This window comes from Chryseobacterium sp. HMWF035 (assembly GCF_003094695.1).
GTDB classification, from domain to species: Bacteria; Bacteroidota; Bacteroidia; order Flavobacteriales; family Weeksellaceae; genus Chryseobacterium; species Chryseobacterium gambrini.
The window spans coordinates 1-1,418 of sequence record NZ_QEHP01000128.1 but is presented as its reverse complement, the minus strand read 5'-3'; the positions used below and the strand labels follow the sequence as shown (position 1 = coordinate 1,418).

Annotated in this window: 2 protein-coding genes; one reads left to right on the top strand and one right to left on the bottom strand. The window is 30.8% G+C overall.

The window, feature by feature from the left end:
- Positions 1–193: 193 nt before the first annotated feature.
- On the bottom strand, positions 194–850 hold the full coding sequence (locus tag DD829_RS19890) for an NAD(P)H-binding protein (RefSeq protein ID WP_116548094.1): 657 nt from the start codon (positions 848–850) through the stop codon (positions 194–196).
- 93 nt (positions 851–943) lie between these two features.
- Here DD829_RS19890 and DD829_RS19885 point away from each other — a divergent pair, with 93 nt between their 5' ends.
- Positions 944–1,297, top strand: a complete 354-nt coding sequence (locus DD829_RS19885; protein ID WP_116548093.1) for an MmcQ/YjbR family DNA-binding protein — start codon at positions 944–946, stop codon at positions 1,295–1,297.
- Positions 1,298–1,418 lie beyond the last annotated feature (121 nt).

Sequence of the window (1,418 nt, the reverse complement as noted above, 5' to 3'; positions counted from 1 at the left end):
AGTTTTATGAAACACGTTTCATAAAACTTCCTCCAAACAGCCTAACAATGAGTTTTTGATAGGATTCTACCAACTATTTTTCAGTATTATGCCAAAAAGTTAAATTCAGAGTTTGGTTAATTTGTATAACTGATTCAAAATGTATTCGACTCTATTTGGTTAAAATATAGTTAAATAGAGTCGAAATCAAAAGTTAATCATTACTCTTCTCCGCAAAACAAAAAATATTTCCCAATTTTATACTGGAATAGCCATTGCTTTTAATCTTGGAAGAATTAATCATTGCTTTTGCCAGAACATCTGTCGGTAAAGGTTTCTGACTTTCTAAAAGTCCTAATTTATTGGCAAATTTAATAATACGGCTTCCCAAAACTTCTCCCGTTCTGTCGGAATCTTTTCTTTCCAGCATTCCCGGTTTGAAAATGGTTATTTTATTGAAATGGAGTTGTTTTACAGCATCCTCCAGTTCACCTTTCATTTTAGAATAGAAAATTTTAGATTGGGGATTCGCTCCGTAAGCAGAAACCAGAATATAATCGTCTACATTATTTTCTTTGGCAGCTTTTGCAAATTCGTACTGATAATCAAAATCTACTTTTCTTTGTGCTTCCTTGCTTCCGGCTGCTTTTAAAGTTGTTCCGAGACAGGAAAATGCAACATCACCTTTTACTTCACTTTTCCACTCTTCAGGTTTTTCAAAATTAACGATATGCACCTTAAGTTTATCATTTTCAATTTCAAGAGGTTTTCTCACAAAAATATTTACTTCTTCAAAATCTTTATCCTGAAGTAACTGATTCACAAGGTCTTTTCCTGTAGCACCTGTTGCGCCGATAACTAAAGCTTTCATAAAGAATTTGATTTTAATTAATAATTGAAGAATTTCCCTACTAAATTTACAAAATTTTAATAATATTGAACTCTCAATTTTTAAACCAATTTAATGGACGCTAACGAAATTCTGGACTATTGTTTATCGAAAAAAGGAGTAACCGAAAGTTTTCCTTTTGATAACGAAACCCTTGTGCTAAAAGTAGGAACGAAAGTATTTTTATTGATGGGTCTTGAAAGACAGCCTCTCGGAATCAACGTAAAAACAGATCCGGAATGGAGCGCAGAACTTCGCGAACAGCATCCGCAAATTACAGGCGCTTATCATATGAACAAAACCCATTGGAACTCTGTGGTTATAGACGGTTTAAAAAAAGACTTAATTCTGAAAATGATCGATCAGTCGTATGAATTGGTCTTTAAATCTTTGACGAAAAAAACTCAAATTGAAATAGAAAATTCATAATATTATTTTTCATTTAATATAATTTTATTATTTCTACTTAATTGTGATTTATTATAAATTATAAATATCATTTAATCAATAATTTAGCGTAATAATTTTATCAATAAAAAGTGATAATTAC